Source organism: Paractinoplanes aksuensis, assembly GCF_024137025.1.
Lineage (GTDB): Bacteria > Actinomycetota > Actinomycetes > Mycobacteriales > Micromonosporaceae > Actinoplanes > Actinoplanes aksuensis.
Window position 1 is genome coordinate 16,033 of record NZ_JAMYJR010000052.1, and the last position, 15,572, is coordinate 31,604.

At 71.3% G+C, this 15,572-nt stretch carries 14 protein-coding genes; 4 read left to right on the forward strand and 10 right to left on the reverse strand.

Annotated features, from left to right (window positions below; translation table 11 throughout):
• The first annotated feature begins 28 nt into the window (after nucleotides 1–28).
• Nucleotides 29–754 carry an urease accessory protein UreD gene (locus M1L60_RS40650; RefSeq protein WP_253242932.1) on the forward strand — a complete coding sequence of 242 codons (726 nt, stop codon included), beginning with the start codon at nucleotides 29–31 and terminating at the stop codon, nucleotides 752–754.
• A gap of 222 nt (nucleotides 755–976) precedes the next feature.
• Here the strand turns inward: M1L60_RS40650 and M1L60_RS40655 are convergent, their stop codons facing one another.
• The 7 genes from M1L60_RS40655 to M1L60_RS40685 form a co-directional block, all read right to left on the reverse strand.
• The gene (locus tag M1L60_RS40655; protein WP_253242933.1) at nucleotides 977–1,894 is read right to left on the reverse strand and encodes a sigma-70 family RNA polymerase sigma factor; all 918 of its coding nucleotides are present in this window, start codon (nucleotides 1,892–1,894) and stop codon (nucleotides 977–979) included.
• Nucleotides 1,895–2,031: 137 nt separating this feature from the next.
• On the reverse strand, nucleotides 2,032–2,286 hold the full coding sequence (locus tag M1L60_RS40660) for a hypothetical protein (RefSeq protein ID WP_253242934.1): 255 nt from the start codon (nucleotides 2,284–2,286) through the stop codon (nucleotides 2,032–2,034).
• Nucleotides 2,283–2,459, reverse strand: coding sequence for a hypothetical protein (locus M1L60_RS40665; RefSeq protein ID WP_253242935.1), 177 nt, complete (start codon nucleotides 2,457–2,459; stop codon nucleotides 2,283–2,285). The genes M1L60_RS40660 and M1L60_RS40665 overlap by 4 nt, the downstream gene beginning before the upstream one ends.
• Before the next feature lie 142 nt (nucleotides 2,460–2,601).
• The gene (locus tag M1L60_RS40670; protein ID WP_253242936.1) at nucleotides 2,602–4,710 is read right to left on the reverse strand and encodes a serine/threonine-protein kinase; all 2,109 of its coding nucleotides are present in this window, start codon (nucleotides 4,708–4,710) and stop codon (nucleotides 2,602–2,604) included.
• 496 nt (nucleotides 4,711–5,206) lie between these two features.
• Nucleotides 5,207–7,939, reverse strand: coding sequence for a cyanophycin synthetase (gene cphA / locus M1L60_RS40675; protein ID WP_253242937.1), 2,733 nt, complete (start codon nucleotides 7,937–7,939; stop codon nucleotides 5,207–5,209).
• Nucleotides 7,940–8,008: 69 nt separating this feature from the next.
• Nucleotides 8,009–9,583 carry an MFS transporter gene (locus M1L60_RS40680; protein WP_308208615.1) on the reverse strand — a complete coding sequence of 525 codons (1,575 nt, stop codon included), beginning with the start codon at nucleotides 9,581–9,583 and terminating at the stop codon, nucleotides 8,009–8,011.
• A 9-nt stretch (nucleotides 9,584–9,592) separates the two neighbouring features.
• Nucleotides 9,593–10,075 (reverse strand): winged helix-turn-helix transcriptional regulator, encoded by a 483-nt coding sequence (locus tag M1L60_RS40685; protein ID WP_253242938.1) that lies wholly within the window; start codon nucleotides 10,073–10,075, stop codon nucleotides 9,593–9,595.
• A 55-nt stretch (nucleotides 10,076–10,130) separates the two neighbouring features.
• Here M1L60_RS40685 and M1L60_RS40690 point away from each other — a divergent pair, with 55 nt between their 5' ends.
• Nucleotides 10,131–10,628 carry a PaaI family thioesterase gene (locus M1L60_RS40690; RefSeq protein ID WP_253242939.1) on the forward strand — a complete coding sequence of 166 codons (498 nt, stop codon included), beginning with the start codon at nucleotides 10,131–10,133 and terminating at the stop codon, nucleotides 10,626–10,628.
• Here M1L60_RS40690 and M1L60_RS40695 read toward each other — a convergent pair.
• The 3 genes from M1L60_RS40695 to M1L60_RS40705 form a co-directional block, all read right to left on the reverse strand.
• Nucleotides 10,625–11,554 (reverse strand): acyl-ACP desaturase, encoded by a 930-nt coding sequence (locus tag M1L60_RS40695; protein WP_253242940.1) that lies wholly within the window; start codon nucleotides 11,552–11,554, stop codon nucleotides 10,625–10,627. The two genes, M1L60_RS40690 and M1L60_RS40695, sit on opposite strands and share 4 nt — an antisense overlap.
• Nucleotides 11,555–11,615: 61 nt before the next feature.
• Nucleotides 11,616–12,926 carry a histidine--tRNA ligase gene (hisS, locus tag M1L60_RS40700; protein ID WP_253242941.1) on the reverse strand — a complete coding sequence of 437 codons (1,311 nt, stop codon included), beginning with the start codon at nucleotides 12,924–12,926 and terminating at the stop codon, nucleotides 11,616–11,618.
• Between the two features lie 25 nt (nucleotides 12,927–12,951).
• Nucleotides 12,952–13,650 carry an MBL fold metallo-hydrolase gene (locus tag M1L60_RS40705; RefSeq protein ID WP_253242942.1) on the reverse strand — a complete coding sequence of 233 codons (699 nt, stop codon included), beginning with the start codon at nucleotides 13,648–13,650 and terminating at the stop codon, nucleotides 12,952–12,954.
• Nucleotides 13,651–13,782: 132 nt separating this feature from the next.
• Between M1L60_RS40705 and M1L60_RS40710 the strand changes: the two genes are divergently transcribed.
• Nucleotides 13,783–14,637 (forward strand): peptidylprolyl isomerase, encoded by an 855-nt coding sequence (locus tag M1L60_RS40710; RefSeq protein ID WP_253242943.1) that lies wholly within the window; start codon nucleotides 13,783–13,785, stop codon nucleotides 14,635–14,637.
• Nucleotides 14,638–14,675: 38 nt separating this feature from the next.
• Nucleotides 14,676–15,518, forward strand: coding sequence for a peptidylprolyl isomerase (locus tag M1L60_RS40715; protein ID WP_253242944.1), 843 nt, complete (start codon nucleotides 14,676–14,678; stop codon nucleotides 15,516–15,518).
• The last annotated feature ends 54 nt before the right edge of the window (nucleotides 15,519–15,572 follow it).

Here is a 15,572-nt window from a genome sequence, read left to right on the forward strand (position 1 = left end):
GCGGTATCGCCGCGGGCGGGGCGCCGCCGTGAAGGCGTCCTCCCGGGTCGTCGCCGAGCCGGACGGGCTCGGCGGCACCCGGCTGGCCGTCCTGCGCAGCGAGTCGCCGCTGTTGTTGCGCCGCACCGGCCCGACGATGGTCCATCTGGTCGGTGGCGGCGCGGGCCCGCTGCGCGGCGACGATCTGCGGCTCGAAGTCGAGGTCGCCCCCGGCGCGACCCTGGAGATCCGGAGCGTGGCGGCCCAGCTGACCCTGCCCGGCCGCGCCCATCTGCCACAGTCCCGCCTCACGATCCACGCGACGGTGGGCGGCACCCTGCGCTGGCTGCCCGAGCCGCTGATCGCTGCGGCCGGCTGCGACCACGTCACCGTCACCTGCGTCGAGGTGCTTCCGGGTGGCTCCGTGCTGTGGCGCGACGACCTCGTCTGCGGCCGACACGGCGAGGACGCGGGCGACTTCCGGGCCGAAACCACCATCCGGTACGCGGGGCGCACCCTCTACCGCCACGACCTGTCCATCGGCCCGTCGGCTCCGGGCTGGTCGGGCGCGGCGGTGCTGGGCGGCGGCCGGGCTCTGGGCACGGTTGTAGCCGTTCCCGGCACGTTGCTGCCCCCGCCGACGTCGGGCCCCGGCGATTTCGCGGTCATGCCCCTGGCCGGCCCCGGCGCCCTGGCCACGGCCGTCGGCGCCGACATCCGGCCCGTACGCGCGGCCCTGGACCCTCTGACCCGGCCGGTACTTATCCACAGCTGATCGCTCAGCGCCCGTGCGGCGCTGTGGACGACGAAGGCACCAGCGCGCCGAAATCGCCTACCGTCCCCACATGCCCTTGGGAGGGAGGGGGAGGCGGTGGGTAGGAGGGAAGATCGTTTTTGAACAACCCTCGCGAGGCCGGCCCACAACGCGCGCCGCGAGCGGCACGACCACGACGGCACGAGGGCGGCCCCGGAAGGCCGCCCTCGCTCTATCGATCGATCAAGCCGCGACCGCGATCGGCACGCCGTTGGCGTCGGTCAGGGCCAGGCGGGTGTGCAGGTTGCCCTGCTGGGCCACCCGGGCGAAGTACTCCGAGCGCCGCCTTTGCAGACACCCCTTGCGCGTACGCGGTCCGCCCGCTGCCACCGTCAGCAGCTCCGGCGCCAGGGAGCTGTTCAGGCCCTCGCGCAGCAGCTGCAGCGCCTCGGTGCGCAGCTGGGAGATCCGGGACTCGGTCACCCCGAGCCGGGCCGCCACGTCGCTCAGGGGCTGTTCCTGCAGGAACGACTCGGTGACGACCAGCCGCAGCCGTTCCGGCAGGGCCTGGATCGCCTGGTGCAGGTAGCCGAGGCGTTCCCGCTTGAGCAGCAGGTCCTCGGGCCCCTCCGAGGTCTCCGGCACCATCTCCTCGGCCGCCCCGGTGGGGAAGCCCTGGAGGCTGAGCAGGGCCGCCTTCTGCACGTCGTCCTCGACCGTGGCCAGTTCGGCGACGCCGATGCCGAGCAGTTCGGCCACCTCGGCGTCGGTCGGGGTGCGGCCCAGGGCCGCGGTGAGCTCCTGCCGCGCGGCCGCGCTCTTGCGGGCCCGGGCGCGCACCGAGCGGCTCGCCCAGTCCTGTCCGCGCAGCTCGTCGAGCAGCGCGCCGCGGATGCGGACCGCGGCGAAGCGGTGGAACGGGATCCCGCGGGTCACGTCGAAGGACCGGGCCGCGCCCAGCAGCGCGGCGAACCCGGCCGAGGACAGGTCGTCCGCATGGACGTGGCCCGGTACCCGATTCAGAAGTTCCCGGACCAGATGGCCAACCATCGGCATGTGTTCGCGGACCAGGTCCTCGATGTCACGCGCGGAGGGCGCGTCGTGGGTCGTGCCGATGGTGGCGGGGAGTTCGGTGTCCGTCACGTAGGCCTCCTCGCTCATACGACCGGTTGGGTGAAACCGGCTGACGAGGAAGACTTTTGCCGTCGAAAGGTGCGAGGGCGGCCGAACTCGGTTGCTTTTCAGGTGCTTTTCGTGAAAACGACTCAGGTTTCGGTACGGGCTGGGCGGACCTCGTTTCAGTGCAGGACGGGGGCCCGGTGCGGCTCGAGAACCTCGGTCAGTTCCGTGTGCACCCAGTGCATGCGGGCGACCGCCGTGTCCGGGTGATCACCGAACTCCAGGGCCACGCTGGCCGCACAGCCGTCGCTGCCGTACTGCAGGATCATGGTGGTCACCGCGCTCTCCACGGCCTCGTGGCTAGGACATTGCGAGGGCTGCAGGTCGGAGACGAACAGTGCCTCCGCCGCCAGATCCCGGACGATGCTGATCATGTCGAACTCCCCGATGGACGACCTTCTGCGCGCAGCACGTAATGCCCCTTGTATGGCATTCCAGACCGGATGCGTACGCCCAGTTCTGCTATCTCATCTTTGCCGAGGCACCACGCCGGCCCGGCCGCCACGCCGGGCAAATCGGAAGAAAGTGCCTTGATCATCACCTTCACCCTAACTCCGCGACCGGCGATCCGGCGTCCGGTTTTTCACCGTGACTCAGTTCAGCATCCGACTCCCGGCTCCCACCGGCCCCACCGGACACAAAAAGAGGGGGCCGGCTCCTTCGAGCCGGTCCCCTCTGTCAAAGCGCGGTCAGCAGTCCCCGGAGGCCTGGTCGCACCCCTCGTCGACGTCTTCACCGGGGACGCCCCCCGGCGGTTCCTGGTTGGTGACCGGTTCCGTCGTCGTCGGCGGCGGCGGCGGCGGTTCCTCCGTCGTCGGCGGCGGCGCCGACTTGCTCGTAGGCGGCGGAGGCGGCGGCTCCGTGGTCGGCGGGGGCGGCGCTTCCGTCGTCGTCGGCGGCGGCGCAACCGTCGTCGTCCCGGGCACGATGCTGGGACCACCGCCCGGCCCCGACGTCGTCCTCGTGGCCGCCGGTCCGGTAGTCGGCGTCACCGTGATGATTCCGCCGGGGCCCACCGATACGCCCGGGATCGGCGATTCCTCCGGCTTGACCAGCTTGGTCTGGCCGTTGGCCAGGCGCTGGACGTAGCGCGTGGGCTCGCCCGGCTTGGCCGACACGAACGTCTCACAGGTCGAGTCGTTCAGCGAGAACGCAATGGGCGGCGTGTTGTTGTCTTTGTAACGCCCGCTGATCTTCAGCGACACCGTCTTGAGCGGGGCGATCGCCGCGTCGGAGGTGACCGTGATGGCACCGCCCTCGGGCGCCTCCTGGGTCAGCGACAGGTCGCCGTCGCCGGAGACGACCTGGTCGCCGGGCATGATGAACCAGAGCTTCCAGTCCTCGACCGGCCTCTGGTTGCGGTTGGCCACGGTGACCTGGGCCTTGAACCGGTCCTTGGTGTCGGACCAGACCGCGTAGCTGACCACGCACCGGGCATCCTGCGGAAGAGTTGCGGGCGCGGGCAGCGCCCCCTTGGCCTCGTCGGGCTCGCCGCCGGTGAGGGTCCACGTGTACGCGCCGAGACCGAGCAGCAGCACAGCGAAGGTCATCACAAAGATGCGACGGGTCTTCGGGCCCTCGGCCCACGACGGCGCGGCCGACCGGGCCGCCTTGTCGGGCGGGGACGGCGGCTGGTTGCCGACCGCCGGGCGCAGACCGCCCTCGGCGGCCGCCGGAGCGGCGTTGTAGACCGGACCCGACGGCAGCTCACCGAAGCGGCTGTTACGGACCGGAGCAGCCTCGGCCGCCGGCGCCGAAGCCGCCAGTGCCGAAGCGGCCGGTGCCGAAGCGGCCGGCTCCTGGGCGGCCGGCGAAACCGGCTCGGCGGGCGCGGGCGACACCTGGGCCGCCGCGGCCACCTTGAGGATCTCGGCGTACGACTGGGACGACGGCAGGATCGTCGTGTCCTCGCCGCTGCCGGCCCATTCGGGCACGTAGCCACGGGCCACCGAGGGCGCCCCGGCCGAGATGCCGGCCAGGATGTGGGCCAGCTCGGCGCTGGACGGCCGGTCGGCCGGGCGCTTCTCGAGGCAGCGCCCGACCAGGGCGTCCACCTCGGGCGGCAGGTCGTCGACGGGCGGCAGCGGCTCGGGCTCGGTGTACTGGTGAGCCCGCAGCAGCGCCGTCGTGGTGCCGACGTCCCACGGCAGCTGACCGATGAGCGTGCGGTAGATGAGCAGGCCGACCGCGTAGACGTCGGTCGCCGGGCTGACCTGGCCGCCCTCGAGCCGCTCGGGCGCGAGGTAGGCCGGCGTGCCGAGCAGGCTGCCGTCGGGGTCGATGTCGTTCTCGCCGATCAGGGCCGAGATGCCGAAGTCGACCACCTTGGCCCCGGTGGCCGTGAGCATGACGTTGGCCGGGGTCACGTCACGGTGGACGATGCCCCGGGAGTGGGCCGCGGCCAGCGCCGCGGCGACTTCCGCAGTTATCCGCACGGCGTGCTGCCAGGGCAGCTTGCGAGCGCGCGCGAGCACGGCGGCGAGCGATTCGCCGTCGATCAGCTCCATGACGACGTAGGGAACCGGCTCACCGTCGACGGTGGTCGCTTCGCCGTAGTCGTAGACATTCGTAATATTTGGGTGGCTGAGCCGGGCCGCAGCCTGAGCTTCCGCCCGCAGCCGGCGCCGGAACGCCGGATCCGCACTGGTCGACGGTGGCAGGACCTTCACCGCGACCTGGCGCCCGAGGACTTCGTCGAAGCCTCGCCACACCACTGACATCCCGCCGGCGCCGAGCCGCTCGACCAGTCGATAACGACCGGCCAGCAGACTCGAACCGGGCAGGTCCGACGTGCTCATGTGCCCCCACATGCGCGCTTCGAAGAAACACCGAGTTGCACCGCCATGCCCCTCGGCGTCGGGGTGCCCGGCGGGTGCCGGGTTTTCCCCATCGACGGAAGGGATGCTAGCCGATGATCGGCCCCCGAACGATCCCGTGCACATGTGGTCTTACCTGCGGATCGTCACAGTCCGTTTCGGGTCCGATCGCACCTGCTACGGGTGTCCGTCCAGTACCCGAAAGTCGGATCCCTGACTGATTTCCGGGCGTATCAAACCGAGTTAATGGCAAATGCCCGCTTCATCGGAAGTTTCTCCTAGGAAGACTTTGCCGCCATCCACAGTGGACTGTTCAACAAACTGTCGCAATGCCGTCACGCATCGCGATTACCGCCCAACTTCGACAATTAATCACCCTGGGGCAATTGTTGAAGGATCTACCTGTGCAACCCCGCCTGAACGGTCAGCCCCCTCGTCTGATCAGCCTATTCGGCGTGCCAACCTGGGGCGATCACTCTCAGCCGCGGTAACCGGGGATAGGAACGCGATCGTTCTCCATTAATGACCTTCCCGGGGCCACTGTGGCCCGGGGCGCTCGGCCCGGCAGCGCGGGCACGGCCTCGCCGGCGGGCACAGCGCCGAGATCGGCCAGCAGCTCGAGCACCGGCGCGAGGGTCTCGTAGAGCACCAGCACCACGTCGCCCGGGGCGGCCAGACCCAGCGCCTCGGCCACCGCGTCCCGCCAGTCGGGGGCCCGCAGGGCGGCCAGCTTGGGCCGGCGGGCGCGCATCTCGCGTTCCATCAGAGCGGACACGTCGCCCGGCCGGCGCCCGCGAGGGTCCTCGTCCTCGTACAGCACGGCCCGCGAGACGCCGTCGGCGATCACCTGGGCGCACGCCGCGAGCAGGTCGTCGCGCCGGTCGCCGGGCAGGGTCACGGCGGCGACGCAGCGGTCGGGGCCCCACAGCCGGTGCAGCGTGCGCAGGGTCGCCGCCAGCGCCGCGGGATTGTGTGCATAGTCGACAAATACCGAGATGTCGTCGAGGCGCAGCAGCGTGCCCCGGCCCGGGTTGTCGACCGGCGGGTCGAACTCGGCCAGCCGCCGGCACACCGCCTCCTGCCCCGCGCCCAGCGCGCGAGCCGCCGCGATCGCGGCCAGGGCGTTGGCTACGACGTGCGGGGCCGCTCCCCCGTAGGCGCCGGGGATCTCGGCCGCCCGGATCAGCGGCGTCCGCCGGGCCCCGGTCTGCTGCACCACCCAGCCGTCGTGCAGCAGGTACGCCGTCGCCCCGCGGGCCAGGTGCTCGACCAGCACGGGCTGGCCGGGGTCGAGCGAGAACCAGACGATCCGCTTGCGGTCGGCCCGCACCCGGGGCCGGTCGACCAGCGAGCGCACCCACGGGTCGTCGGCGTTGAGCACCAGCGTGCCGCCGTCGCGCACCCGCTCGGCCACCAGCGCCTTGACGTGGGCCAGGTCCTCGACCGTGACCAGGCCGTCCTGCCCCAGGTGGTCGGCGGTGATGTTGGTCAGCACCCCGACGTCGGACCAGTCGTAGCCCATCCCGCGCCGCAGCAGCCCGCCCCGCGCCGTCTCGAGCACCGCCGCTTGCACCCCGGGGTCGCCCAGGACCATCTGGGCCGACAGCGGTCCGGTGGAGTCGGCCCGGTAGACGACCCGGCCGTCGATCCGCACGTCGTCGGTGGTGGCCAGCCCGACCCGGACGCCGTTGTCGGCCAGCAGGTGGGCGGTCATCCGGGCCACCGTCGTCTTGCCGTTGGTGCCGGTCACCGCGACCGTCGGGATCCGCCCGTCCGACCCGGCCGGGAACATCGCCCGCACGATCGCGTCGCCCACGTCCCGCGGGCGCCCGCGCACCGGGGCCAGGTGCATTCGCAGGCCCGGTACGGCGTTGACCTCGATCACCCCGGCCGTGACCTCGTCGCGGCCGGCCACCGGGGGCAGCGGCCGGTCGATGCCGGGCAGCCGCAGGTCGATGCCGGCGATGTCGAGCCCGAGCAGCGCGGTGACCCGCAGGCAGAGCCGGGCCACGTCGTCGTGGATCCGATCCGTGACGTCGGAGCTGGTGGCGCCCGTCGACAGGTTGCCGGTGGCCGCCAGCCGCACCTCGACACCCGCGGCGGGCACGCCGTCACCGTCGAGGCCCTGCCGCTGGAGCATCCGCGGGTCGGCGGTGACCCGGGTCAGCGCCCGCGAGTGCCCCACCCCGCGCCGCGGGTCGGCGTTGACCTCGTCGATCAGCTCGTCGATCGTGCTGTGGCCGTCGCCCACGACCCGGGCCTCGATGCGCTCGGCCGCGGCCACGACCTCGCCCGCCACGACCAGCACCCGGTAGTCGCGGCCGCCCAGCTGCCGCTCGACGATCACGTCCCCGCCGGCCTCGGCGAAGGCCTGCTCGACCTCTTCGGTCGTACGCAGATGAAGCGCGACGTGCTCCCCCTGCCGGCCGCACCGGGGTTTGACCACGACCGGGCCGCCCAGCCGGTCGAGCCAGCGCAGCGCCTCGGCGACCGTCCGGGCCGTCCCGCCCTCGGGCATCGGCACCCCGGCCTCGTCGAGCAGCCGGCGCGTGACCTGCTTGTCCCCGGCGATGTCGATGCCCACGCCGCTGGTCCGGTCGGTCATCGCGGCCCAGGCCATCCGGCGGCGGGTGCCCCAGCCCAGCCGGAGCAGGCTCAGGTCGTCGAACCGCTCGACCGGGATGCCGCGCCGCCGGGCGGCCGCGATGATCGAGCGGGTGCTGGGGCCGGCCGCCTCCCGCTCGGCCCGGGCCGCCAGCTCGTCCAGGTCGGGGGCCGCGGGGCGGCCCGCCTCGACCGCCAGCACCAGCTCGACGGCGGCCTCGAGCAGGTCGCGGGGCACGTCGGAACCGGGCGACTCGTCGACCGGGCACTCCAGGATCAGGTCGTAGCAGCCGGGCTCGCCGGCCGACACCGTGCGGCCGAAGCTGACGTCGCGGCCGATCAGCTGGGACAGCTCGAGGCAGACGTGCTCGGTGACGTGCCCGAAGTAGGTGCCGCCGCGCAGCCGGCTGACGAATCCGCCGGGCGCCCCGGCCGCGCAGTGGTGCTCGGCCAGCCCCGGCAGCGCACGCAGCAAGCGCTCCGGGAAGCCGGTGACGTCGCAGGTCTCGACGTCGGTGAGCCGGTCCAGCCGCAGGCGCGCGACCACGGCCGGGCGGGACAGATAGACGTTCGGTCCGCGCAGGCGGCGAAGGCTTTCGATCTTCATGGCGGAGCTCCCTCAGCGGGCCGGCGCGGCCACTCCTGAGGTTAATCGGAACAAAACCGAAACATCCGGCTAATCGCCTTTGTCGGTCGGGAGCAGGTGGTTCACCTCGGGCGGGCCGTCGGCCAGGGCCAGGGCGCGCTGCTCGATCTGCTCGTCACTGCCGGTCAACCGGCCCTCGTGCTGGCGCAGATGGTCCTCCCAGGTCGGCACCTGATAGACCTCGACGTAGCGGATCGGGTCCTCGCCGTCGCGGAACAGACCCCAGCGCACGGCCCCGGTGCGCAACCGGGTCAGGCGTACGGCGTCCATCGCCGCGACAAAATCGTCCGCCTTCTCGTCCCGCACCCGATAGACGACGGTGACCAGCACCGGCCCCTCGTCGGCGTGCGGCTCGAACATGATGTGGGGCTCGGCCCAGAACACGGCCGGGCTGCGATCGGCGTCGTCGTGCTCGTGCACCGGCAGCCACGGCACGGTCGCCGTGCCGGCCAGCATCAACACGGCGGCCGCGATGAAGGTGACCGGCAGCCCGGCCCACTCGGCGACCTGACCCCACACCAGCGCCCCGAGCGCCTGCGACCCCGCGAAGACGACCTGGTAGATGCCGAAACCACGGGCCCGCACCCAGTTCGGCAGCAGCAGTTGCAGGGTCGCGTTCATCCGCGAGACCAGCGTCATCCAGGCCGCGCCGGCCGCCACCAGCACGAGGCCGACCGGGATCTCCTGCGGCACCAGCGCGACCACGACCAGAGCCCCGCCGTAGACCAGACCGGCCACCAGGATCAGGCGGTCGGCCGACATCACGCGGCGGATCCTGGGCATGAGCAGCGCCCCCGCGATCGCCCCGACGCCCAGGGCGGCCAGCAGCACGCCGTACCCGCTCGCGCCCAGGTGCAGCTCCTGGTGGGCCACCACGGGCAGCAGCCCCCACACCACACTGCCGGGAACCACGAACAGAATGACGCGGATCAAGAGCCTGCGTACGGTCGGCGCGTACCGCACGAACCGGCCGCCCGCCCGCACGGCGGGGCCGAACCGCTCGGGGTGGCTGGGCCCCCGGCGCGGCGGACGACGCCAGACGAGCAGAGCCACGACGAAAACGCCGTACGAAATCGCATTGAGCCCGAAGACAGCGGCCGGCCCGATGTGGGCCACGAGCAGCCCCGCCACCGCCGGACCGGCCGAGCGGGCCAGGTTGGTGTTGACCGCCCCCAGCGCGGACGCGGCGGGCAGCTCGTCGCGCGACACGACCTCGGGGATCACGGCCTGCCAGGTCGGCAGCGTCAGCGCCTGGCCCACCCCGAGCAGGAAAGTGAAGAACAGCAACAGCGGCGGCGGCATCCGGCCGAGCGTCGTGAGTACGGTCAGCCCGGCTCCGACCAGGAACAAAGCGGTCTGTACGGCGATCAGCAACCGCCGCCGGTCGAGCACATCGGCGATCGCCCCGGCCGGTAGCGCGAGTATCAGCACCGGCAGCATCGTCACGGTCTGCACCAGGCTGGTCCAGGTGGCCGCGTCGGGCTCCTCGACCACCAGCCACTGCGCGCCGACGGTCTGCATCCAGGTGCCGACGTTGCCGGCCAGCACCGCGATCCAGAGCATCCGGAACACGCGGCCCCGCAGCGGCGCCCAGGGTGAATCCACCCGGTGAACCTATCGGCGGCGCGCTCCCGGCCCGGGCTTAGGCAACACTTGCCGGACGTCGTCGATCCCGTGCCCGGCGTCGCAGTGGATCTCGACGTGGGCCCGCCCGCCGCAGTCGCGGTGCTCGTAGACCAGCGGCGGGCCCTCGGGGTCGGCCAGGTAGCGGTCGCCCCACTCGGCCACCGCGATCAGCACCGGGTAGAGGTCGAAGCCCTTGGGCGTCAGCCGGTACTCGTGGCGAGCCCGCGCCCCCGGCTCCTGATAGGGCACCCGGCGCAGCACCCCGGCCTCGACGAGCCGGGCCAGCCGGTTGGTGAGCACCTGGCGCGGGATGCCGGTGCGGACCCGCATGTCGTCGAACCGCCGGATGCCCGAGAACACGTCGCGCAGCACGACCACGGTCCACTTCTCGCCCAGGATCTCCATCGCCCGCGCGACCGTGCACGTGTCGACCGACCAGTCCAGCGCCTCGGGCGCCGCTGTGGAACTCATGACAGAAGGCTAGGTCCACTGGACAGACCCAGCAAGCGGATGCGAGCCTGCGTCCATGACGCAGACTCAGCGGTCGCGGACCTTCAGCTGGACCGACCCCTCGCTCCACGCCGACCTGGTCGGTCGGCGCACCGGCCTCGAGCTGCTGCAGGGCATGGGCGACGGCTCGCTGCCGGCCCCGCCGATCATGCAGCTGATCGACCTGGCCTCACTGAAGGCCGAGTTCGGGTCGGTGACCCTGGAGCTCGACCCGCAGGAGTTCCACTACAACCCGCTGGGCTCGATGCACGGCGGCGTCATCTCGACCCTGCTCGACACGGCCGCCGCCTGCTCGGTCCACAGCACCCTGCCGGCCGGCGTCGGCTACACCAGCCTCGACCTGAACGTGAAGTTCCTGCGCCCGATCACCCTGGCCTCGGGCCGGCTGACCTGCGTCGGGTCGGTGCTGCAGAGCGGCCGCCGCACGGCCCTGGCCGAGGCCCGCCTGACCGACGCCTCGGGCCGGCTGGCGGCTCAGGCCATGTCGAGCTGCATGCTGTTCCCGCTCGCCTAGCGCTTCTCGAGGCGCAGGCGGCGGGCCTCGCGCTTCTCCTCGAAGCGGGCGGCCTGCACCTCGAGGGAGTCCATGTGCGCGGCCAGCTCCTCGCGGGCCTTCTCGCCGTCGCCGTCGAGGTCGGTGCGACCGAAGACGTTCCACTGGCGCAGCACCGGCTGGAGCACCTCGTCGCGGTGCTGGCGCAGATCGTAGATGCCGGCCAGGGCGATCGAGAGGGCCTTGCGGCCGAAGCCCTCGATGTTGGCCCCGGGCATCTCGAACGCGGCCACCACGTCGGTGACGGCGCGCATCGCGTGGTTGGGGTCCAGGTCGAAAGCGGCCGCCAGCAGGTTGCGATAGAAGACCATGTGCAGGTTCTCGTCGGCCGCCACCCGGGCCAGCAGCTGCTCGGCGATCGGGTCGCCGGTGGCCTTGCCGGTGTTGCGGTGCGAGATGCGGGTCGCGAGCTCCTGGAAGGCCACGTACGCGATCGAGTGCAGGATCTCGTCGGGGTGCCCGTTGGAGTAGCCCGCCTCCATGTGGGTCATGCGGGCCCGCTCCAGCTCGACCGGGTCGACGGCCCGGGTGACCGTCAGGTAGTCGCGCAGGGCGATGCCGTGGCGGCCCTCCTCGGCCGTCCAGCGGTGCACCCAGGTGCCCCAGGCGCCGTCGCGGCCGAACAGCGTGGCGATCTCGTGGTGGTACGAGGGCAGGTTGTCCTCGGTCAGCAGGTTGACGATCAGGGCCGTCCGGGCCACGTCGGGCAGCGGCGAGTCGGTCGGCTGGTAGGGCTCGCCGCCCAGCAGGCCGTCGAACGTGCGGCCCTCGCTCCACGGCACGTACTCGTGCGGGAACCACTCCTTGGCCAGGGACAGGTGGCGGTCGAGGTTGGTGGCCACGACCGGCTCCAGTTCGATGAGAAGCGAAGTCTGGTCCAGCGGCATGGCGATCACTCCCTACGGTGCCGTAACTTACGGCACCGTAGGGAAGGATACGCGGGACCGGTCAGCCGGCGGAGATCACCGGGTGCAGATCGCCGGCCGGGGGCAGCCAGGCGGCGGCGTCGGCCTCGACCTGATCGCCGGACCGGATGTCCTTCACCGTGTCGGGCTCGCCCGGGAACCAGACGTACGGGATGCCCCGGCGGTCGGCGTACTGGATCTGCTTGCCGAACTTGGCCGCCGACGGCGCGACCTCGGTCGGGATGCCCCGGCGACGCAGGGCGCTCGCGATGCGTACGCAATCGGGTCGTTGATCTTCATTGGGCAGGGCCACCAGCACGCAGGTCGGCACCGACCGCGACACGCTCAGGGCGTTCTGCCCGAAGAGCACGCCGAGCATGCGGGACACGCCGATCGAGTAGCCCACCCCCGGGAACCGCTCGTTGCCGGACGCGGCCAGGTTGTCGTAGCGGCCGCCCGAGCTGACCGAGCCGAACCGCTCGTACCCGCGCAGCTGGGTCTCGTAGACCGTGCCGGTGTAGTAGTCGAGGCCGCGCGCGATCTTCAACTCGGCCACGACCAGGCCGGGCGCGTTCTCGCGGGCCGTCTCGACCACCTGCAGCAGCTCGTTCAGGCCCTCGTCGAGCAGCGGGTCGTCCACCCCGAGTTTGCGCACGGCGTCCACGAAGGAGCCGTCCTCGGCCGAGATGGCGGCCAGCTCGAGGCACGCCTCGGCCTGGGCCCGGGTCGCGCCGGCGGTCTCGATCAGCGCCTCGGCCACGCGCGCCGGGCCGATCTTGTCGAGCTTGTCCACCGTACGCAGAACCTGGGCGGTATCGGCGAGGCCGAGCCCCCGATAGAAGCCCTCGCACACCTTGCGGTTGTTGACCTGGATCCGGATCGCCGGGATGGGCAGGCCGCTGAGCGCGTCCCCGATCACCAGCGGCATCTCGGTGTCGTAGTGGAACGGCAGCTCACCGCGGTTGACCACGTCGATGTCGGCCTGCAGGAACTCGCGGTAGCGGCCCTCCTGCGGGCGCTCGCCGCGCCACACCTTCTGGATCTGGTAGCGCCGGAACGGGAACTGCAGCTTGCCCGCGTTCTCGACCACGAACCGGGCGAACGGCACGGTCAGGTCGAAGTGCAGGCCGAGGCTGTCGTCGTCCTTGGCGTTCTCGTCGGCCTGCAGGCGGCGCAGCAGGTAGACCTCCTTCGAGGTCTCGCCCTTGCTGACCAAGGTCTCGAGGGGCTCGACGGAGCGGGTTTCAAGGGGGGAGAAGCCGTACAGCTCGAAGGTGGAACGGATCCGGTCGAGGACCCGCTGCTCGATCATGCGCTGGGGCGGCATCCATTCGGGAAAGCCGGAAATGGGCATTGCTCAGAGTCTCCTTGGAATTTCGCTAAAGCCCACGACCGGGCGCTGCCACCAGTTCCCGCAGGTACGGGTTCTGGGCGCGCTCACGGCCGATGGTGGTGGCCGGTCCGTGGCCGGGCAGGACGACGGTGTCGTCGGCCAGCGGCAGGATCTTGGTCCGCAGGCTGGTCATCATCGTCTCGGTGCTGCCGCCCGGCAGGTCGGTGCGTCCGATCGAGCCGGCGAAGAGCACATCCCCGGACAGGCAGACCTGGTCCGCGTCGAAGGACGAGCTCGCGCCGGGCAGGCGGAACAGCACCGACCCGCCGGTATGGCCGGGCGCATGGTCGACGGTCACCTCGAGGCCGGCCAGGACCATCGTCTCGCCGTCGGTCAGCAGGGCGACGTCGTCGGGCTCCGAATAGGTCAGCCGGCCCCCGAAGAGCTGGTCGACGTTCATGCCGAGGCCCTTGGACGGGTCGGCCAGCATCTCGGTGTCGGCCGGGTGCACGTACGCGGTGATGCCGCGCGCACCGCACACCGGGGCGACCGAGAAGGAGTGGTCGAGGTGGCCGTGAGTCAGCAGCACGGCGGCCGGGAACAGACGGTGCTCCGCGATCACCTCGTCGAGCTGGTCGAGCACGCCGATGCCGGGATCGACGATCAGGCACTGCTCGCCCGGAGCGGTGGCCACCACATAACAATTGGTGCCGAACGCCTGGGCCTCGAAGCTGGTGACGAGCACGTCGGGCCCTCCTCGTGCGGAACAGGTACGAATCGTAACGATCCTAGTCGGGCGGGCGCACACCACTTTCTCAGGAGGTACCCGTACACTCTTGCGGGCGTGTGACACGGTCGTTCGAGAGGACAGTCTTCGGTGGCATCCAGCAGGGACCGGCAGCGCAAGCTGGCGCGGGCGAAGCTCGATCGGCAGATGGTGCGACGGGCCGCGAAAGAGAATCGCCGACGGCGGTTGCTCGCGGGCGCCGGCTCGGCGGTGGCAGTGCTGCTCATCGTGGCCGGCGTGGCCTGGATCGGCGGGGCGTTCGACTCCGACGAGACCACCGAGGCAGCCGACCAGGACATCTGTCTCTGGACCCCGCAGAACGCGTCCACGAACTCGAACCTCAAGGACGTGGGCACGCCGCCGACCAAGGACATCCCGACGCTCGGCACCCAGACGATGACGATCAGCACCAGTCAGGGCGAGCCGATCGTGGTCGGCCTCGACAGCGAGGTCTCGCCCTGCGGCACGGCCGACATCACGTACCTGGCGAGCAAGAAGTTCTACGACAACACCGACTGCCACGAGATCACCTCGTACGGGGCGGTCCGCTGCGGCGACCCGTCCGGCACCGGCCTCGGTGGCCCCACGTACAGCGTCTACAACGAGAACGTGCCGACCGGCCCCGACCCCAGCGCCTCGGCCGCTCCGGATGCGAAGACGCCGCTCTATCCGAAGGGCACCGTCGCCCTGATCGGCAACCCGCCGGGCACCAACGGCAGCCAGTTCCTGATCTTCACCAAGGACTACTCCCCCGCCACGCCGGAGTTCTCGATCGTCGGCAAGGTGACGGGCGGGCAGGCGACCGTGGACAAGCTGGCCAAGATCCCCACCACGGCCAACAGCACCGGCGACAAGGTCAAGCCGACCCAGAAGATCACCATCAAGACCCTGACCGTCGGCGACGCCCCGGCGTCCGCAGCCCCTTCGGCCAGCACCCAGTCCTGAGCCCAGCCCCAGGCCGACATATCAGCAGGAGGAACACCGTGTCGTCGATCAAGGACCGGCAGCGCGCGGCGGCGCGGGCCCGTCTCGAGAAAGAGATGGCCGAGCGTTCCGCGGCCGCCCGCAAGCGCCGGCAGCGCCAGGCCATCATCGGCTCGGCGATCGCCGTGGTGCTGATCGCCGGCGCCGCGGTGTGGATCGTGACCTCGATCGGCGGTGACGACGACAAGGCCGACACCCCCACGGCGGCCGCGAACGTCCCGGCCGGTCAGGTCGCGTGCACCTGGACGCCCGACGCGGGCGGCGGCGGCAAGGTCAAGGACGTCGGCACCCCGCCGGCGACCGCGCCCAACACCGGCCAGGACATCCTGACCATGGACACCAACCTCGGCGTCATCAAGGCGACCGTCGACAAGTCGAAGGTGCCCTGCACTGCGGCCAGCTTCGAGTTCCTCGCGAGCAAGAAGTTCTGGGACAACTCGAAGTGCCACCGCCTGGTCAACGAGGCGACCTTCAAGGTGCTGCAGTGCGGCGACCCGTTCGCGTCCGGCAAGGGCTGGCGCGAGACCGACGGCCAGGGCGGCCCGAGCTACACGATGGCGGAAGAGAACCTGCCGACCGACACCACCAAGCCGTACCCGGCGGGCTCGATCGCGATGGCCAACACCGGCCAGCCCGGCAGCACCGGCAGCCAGTTCTTCATCTGCTCGGAAGACACGCAGCTGCCCGCGAACTACACGCTGCTCGGCACGATCACCGAGGGCCTCGACCTGGTCAAGGGCGTGGTCAAGGCCGGCGACGACGGCGCGTTCGCGCAGACCGCGGGGGGTGGCCACCCGAAGAAGGAGGTCACCATCAAGTCGCTGACGATGGCTGCGGCCTGATCCACTCATGAAGAAAGGCCCCCGCCGCGGCGGGGGCCTTTCTTTTTGACTACG

What these genes read in the sequence shown, in the direction of transcription:
- cphA (WP_253242937.1), bottom strand. Translation starts at nt 7,939, where the DNA reads ATGAAGATCGAAAGCCTTCGCCGCCTGCGCGGACCGAACGTCTATCTG.
- M1L60_RS40685 (WP_253242938.1), bottom strand. Translation starts at nt 10,075, where the DNA reads ATGAGTTCCACAGCGGCGCCCGAGGCGCTGGACTGGTCGGTCGACACG.
- M1L60_RS40695 (WP_253242940.1), bottom strand. Translation starts at nt 11,554, where the DNA reads ATGCCGCTGGACCAGACTTCGCTTCTCATCGAACTGGAGCCGGTCGTG.
- M1L60_RS40670 (WP_253242936.1), bottom strand. Translation starts at nt 4,710, where the DNA reads ATGAGCACGTCGGACCTGCCCGGTTCGAGTCTGCTGGCCGGTCGTTAT.
- M1L60_RS40655 (WP_253242933.1), bottom strand. Translation starts at nt 1,894, where the DNA reads ATGAGCGAGGAGGCCTACGTGACGGACACCGAACTCCCCGCCACCATC.
- hisS (WP_253242941.1), bottom strand. Translation starts at nt 12,926, where the DNA reads ATGCCCATTTCCGGCTTTCCCGAATGGATGCCGCCCCAGCGCATGATC.
- M1L60_RS40660 (WP_253242934.1), bottom strand. Translation starts at nt 2,286, where the DNA reads ATGATCAGCATCGTCCGGGATCTGGCGGCGGAGGCACTGTTCGTCTCC.
- M1L60_RS40690 (WP_253242939.1), top strand. Translation starts at nt 10,131, where the DNA reads ATGACGCAGACTCAGCGGTCGCGGACCTTCAGCTGGACCGACCCCTCG.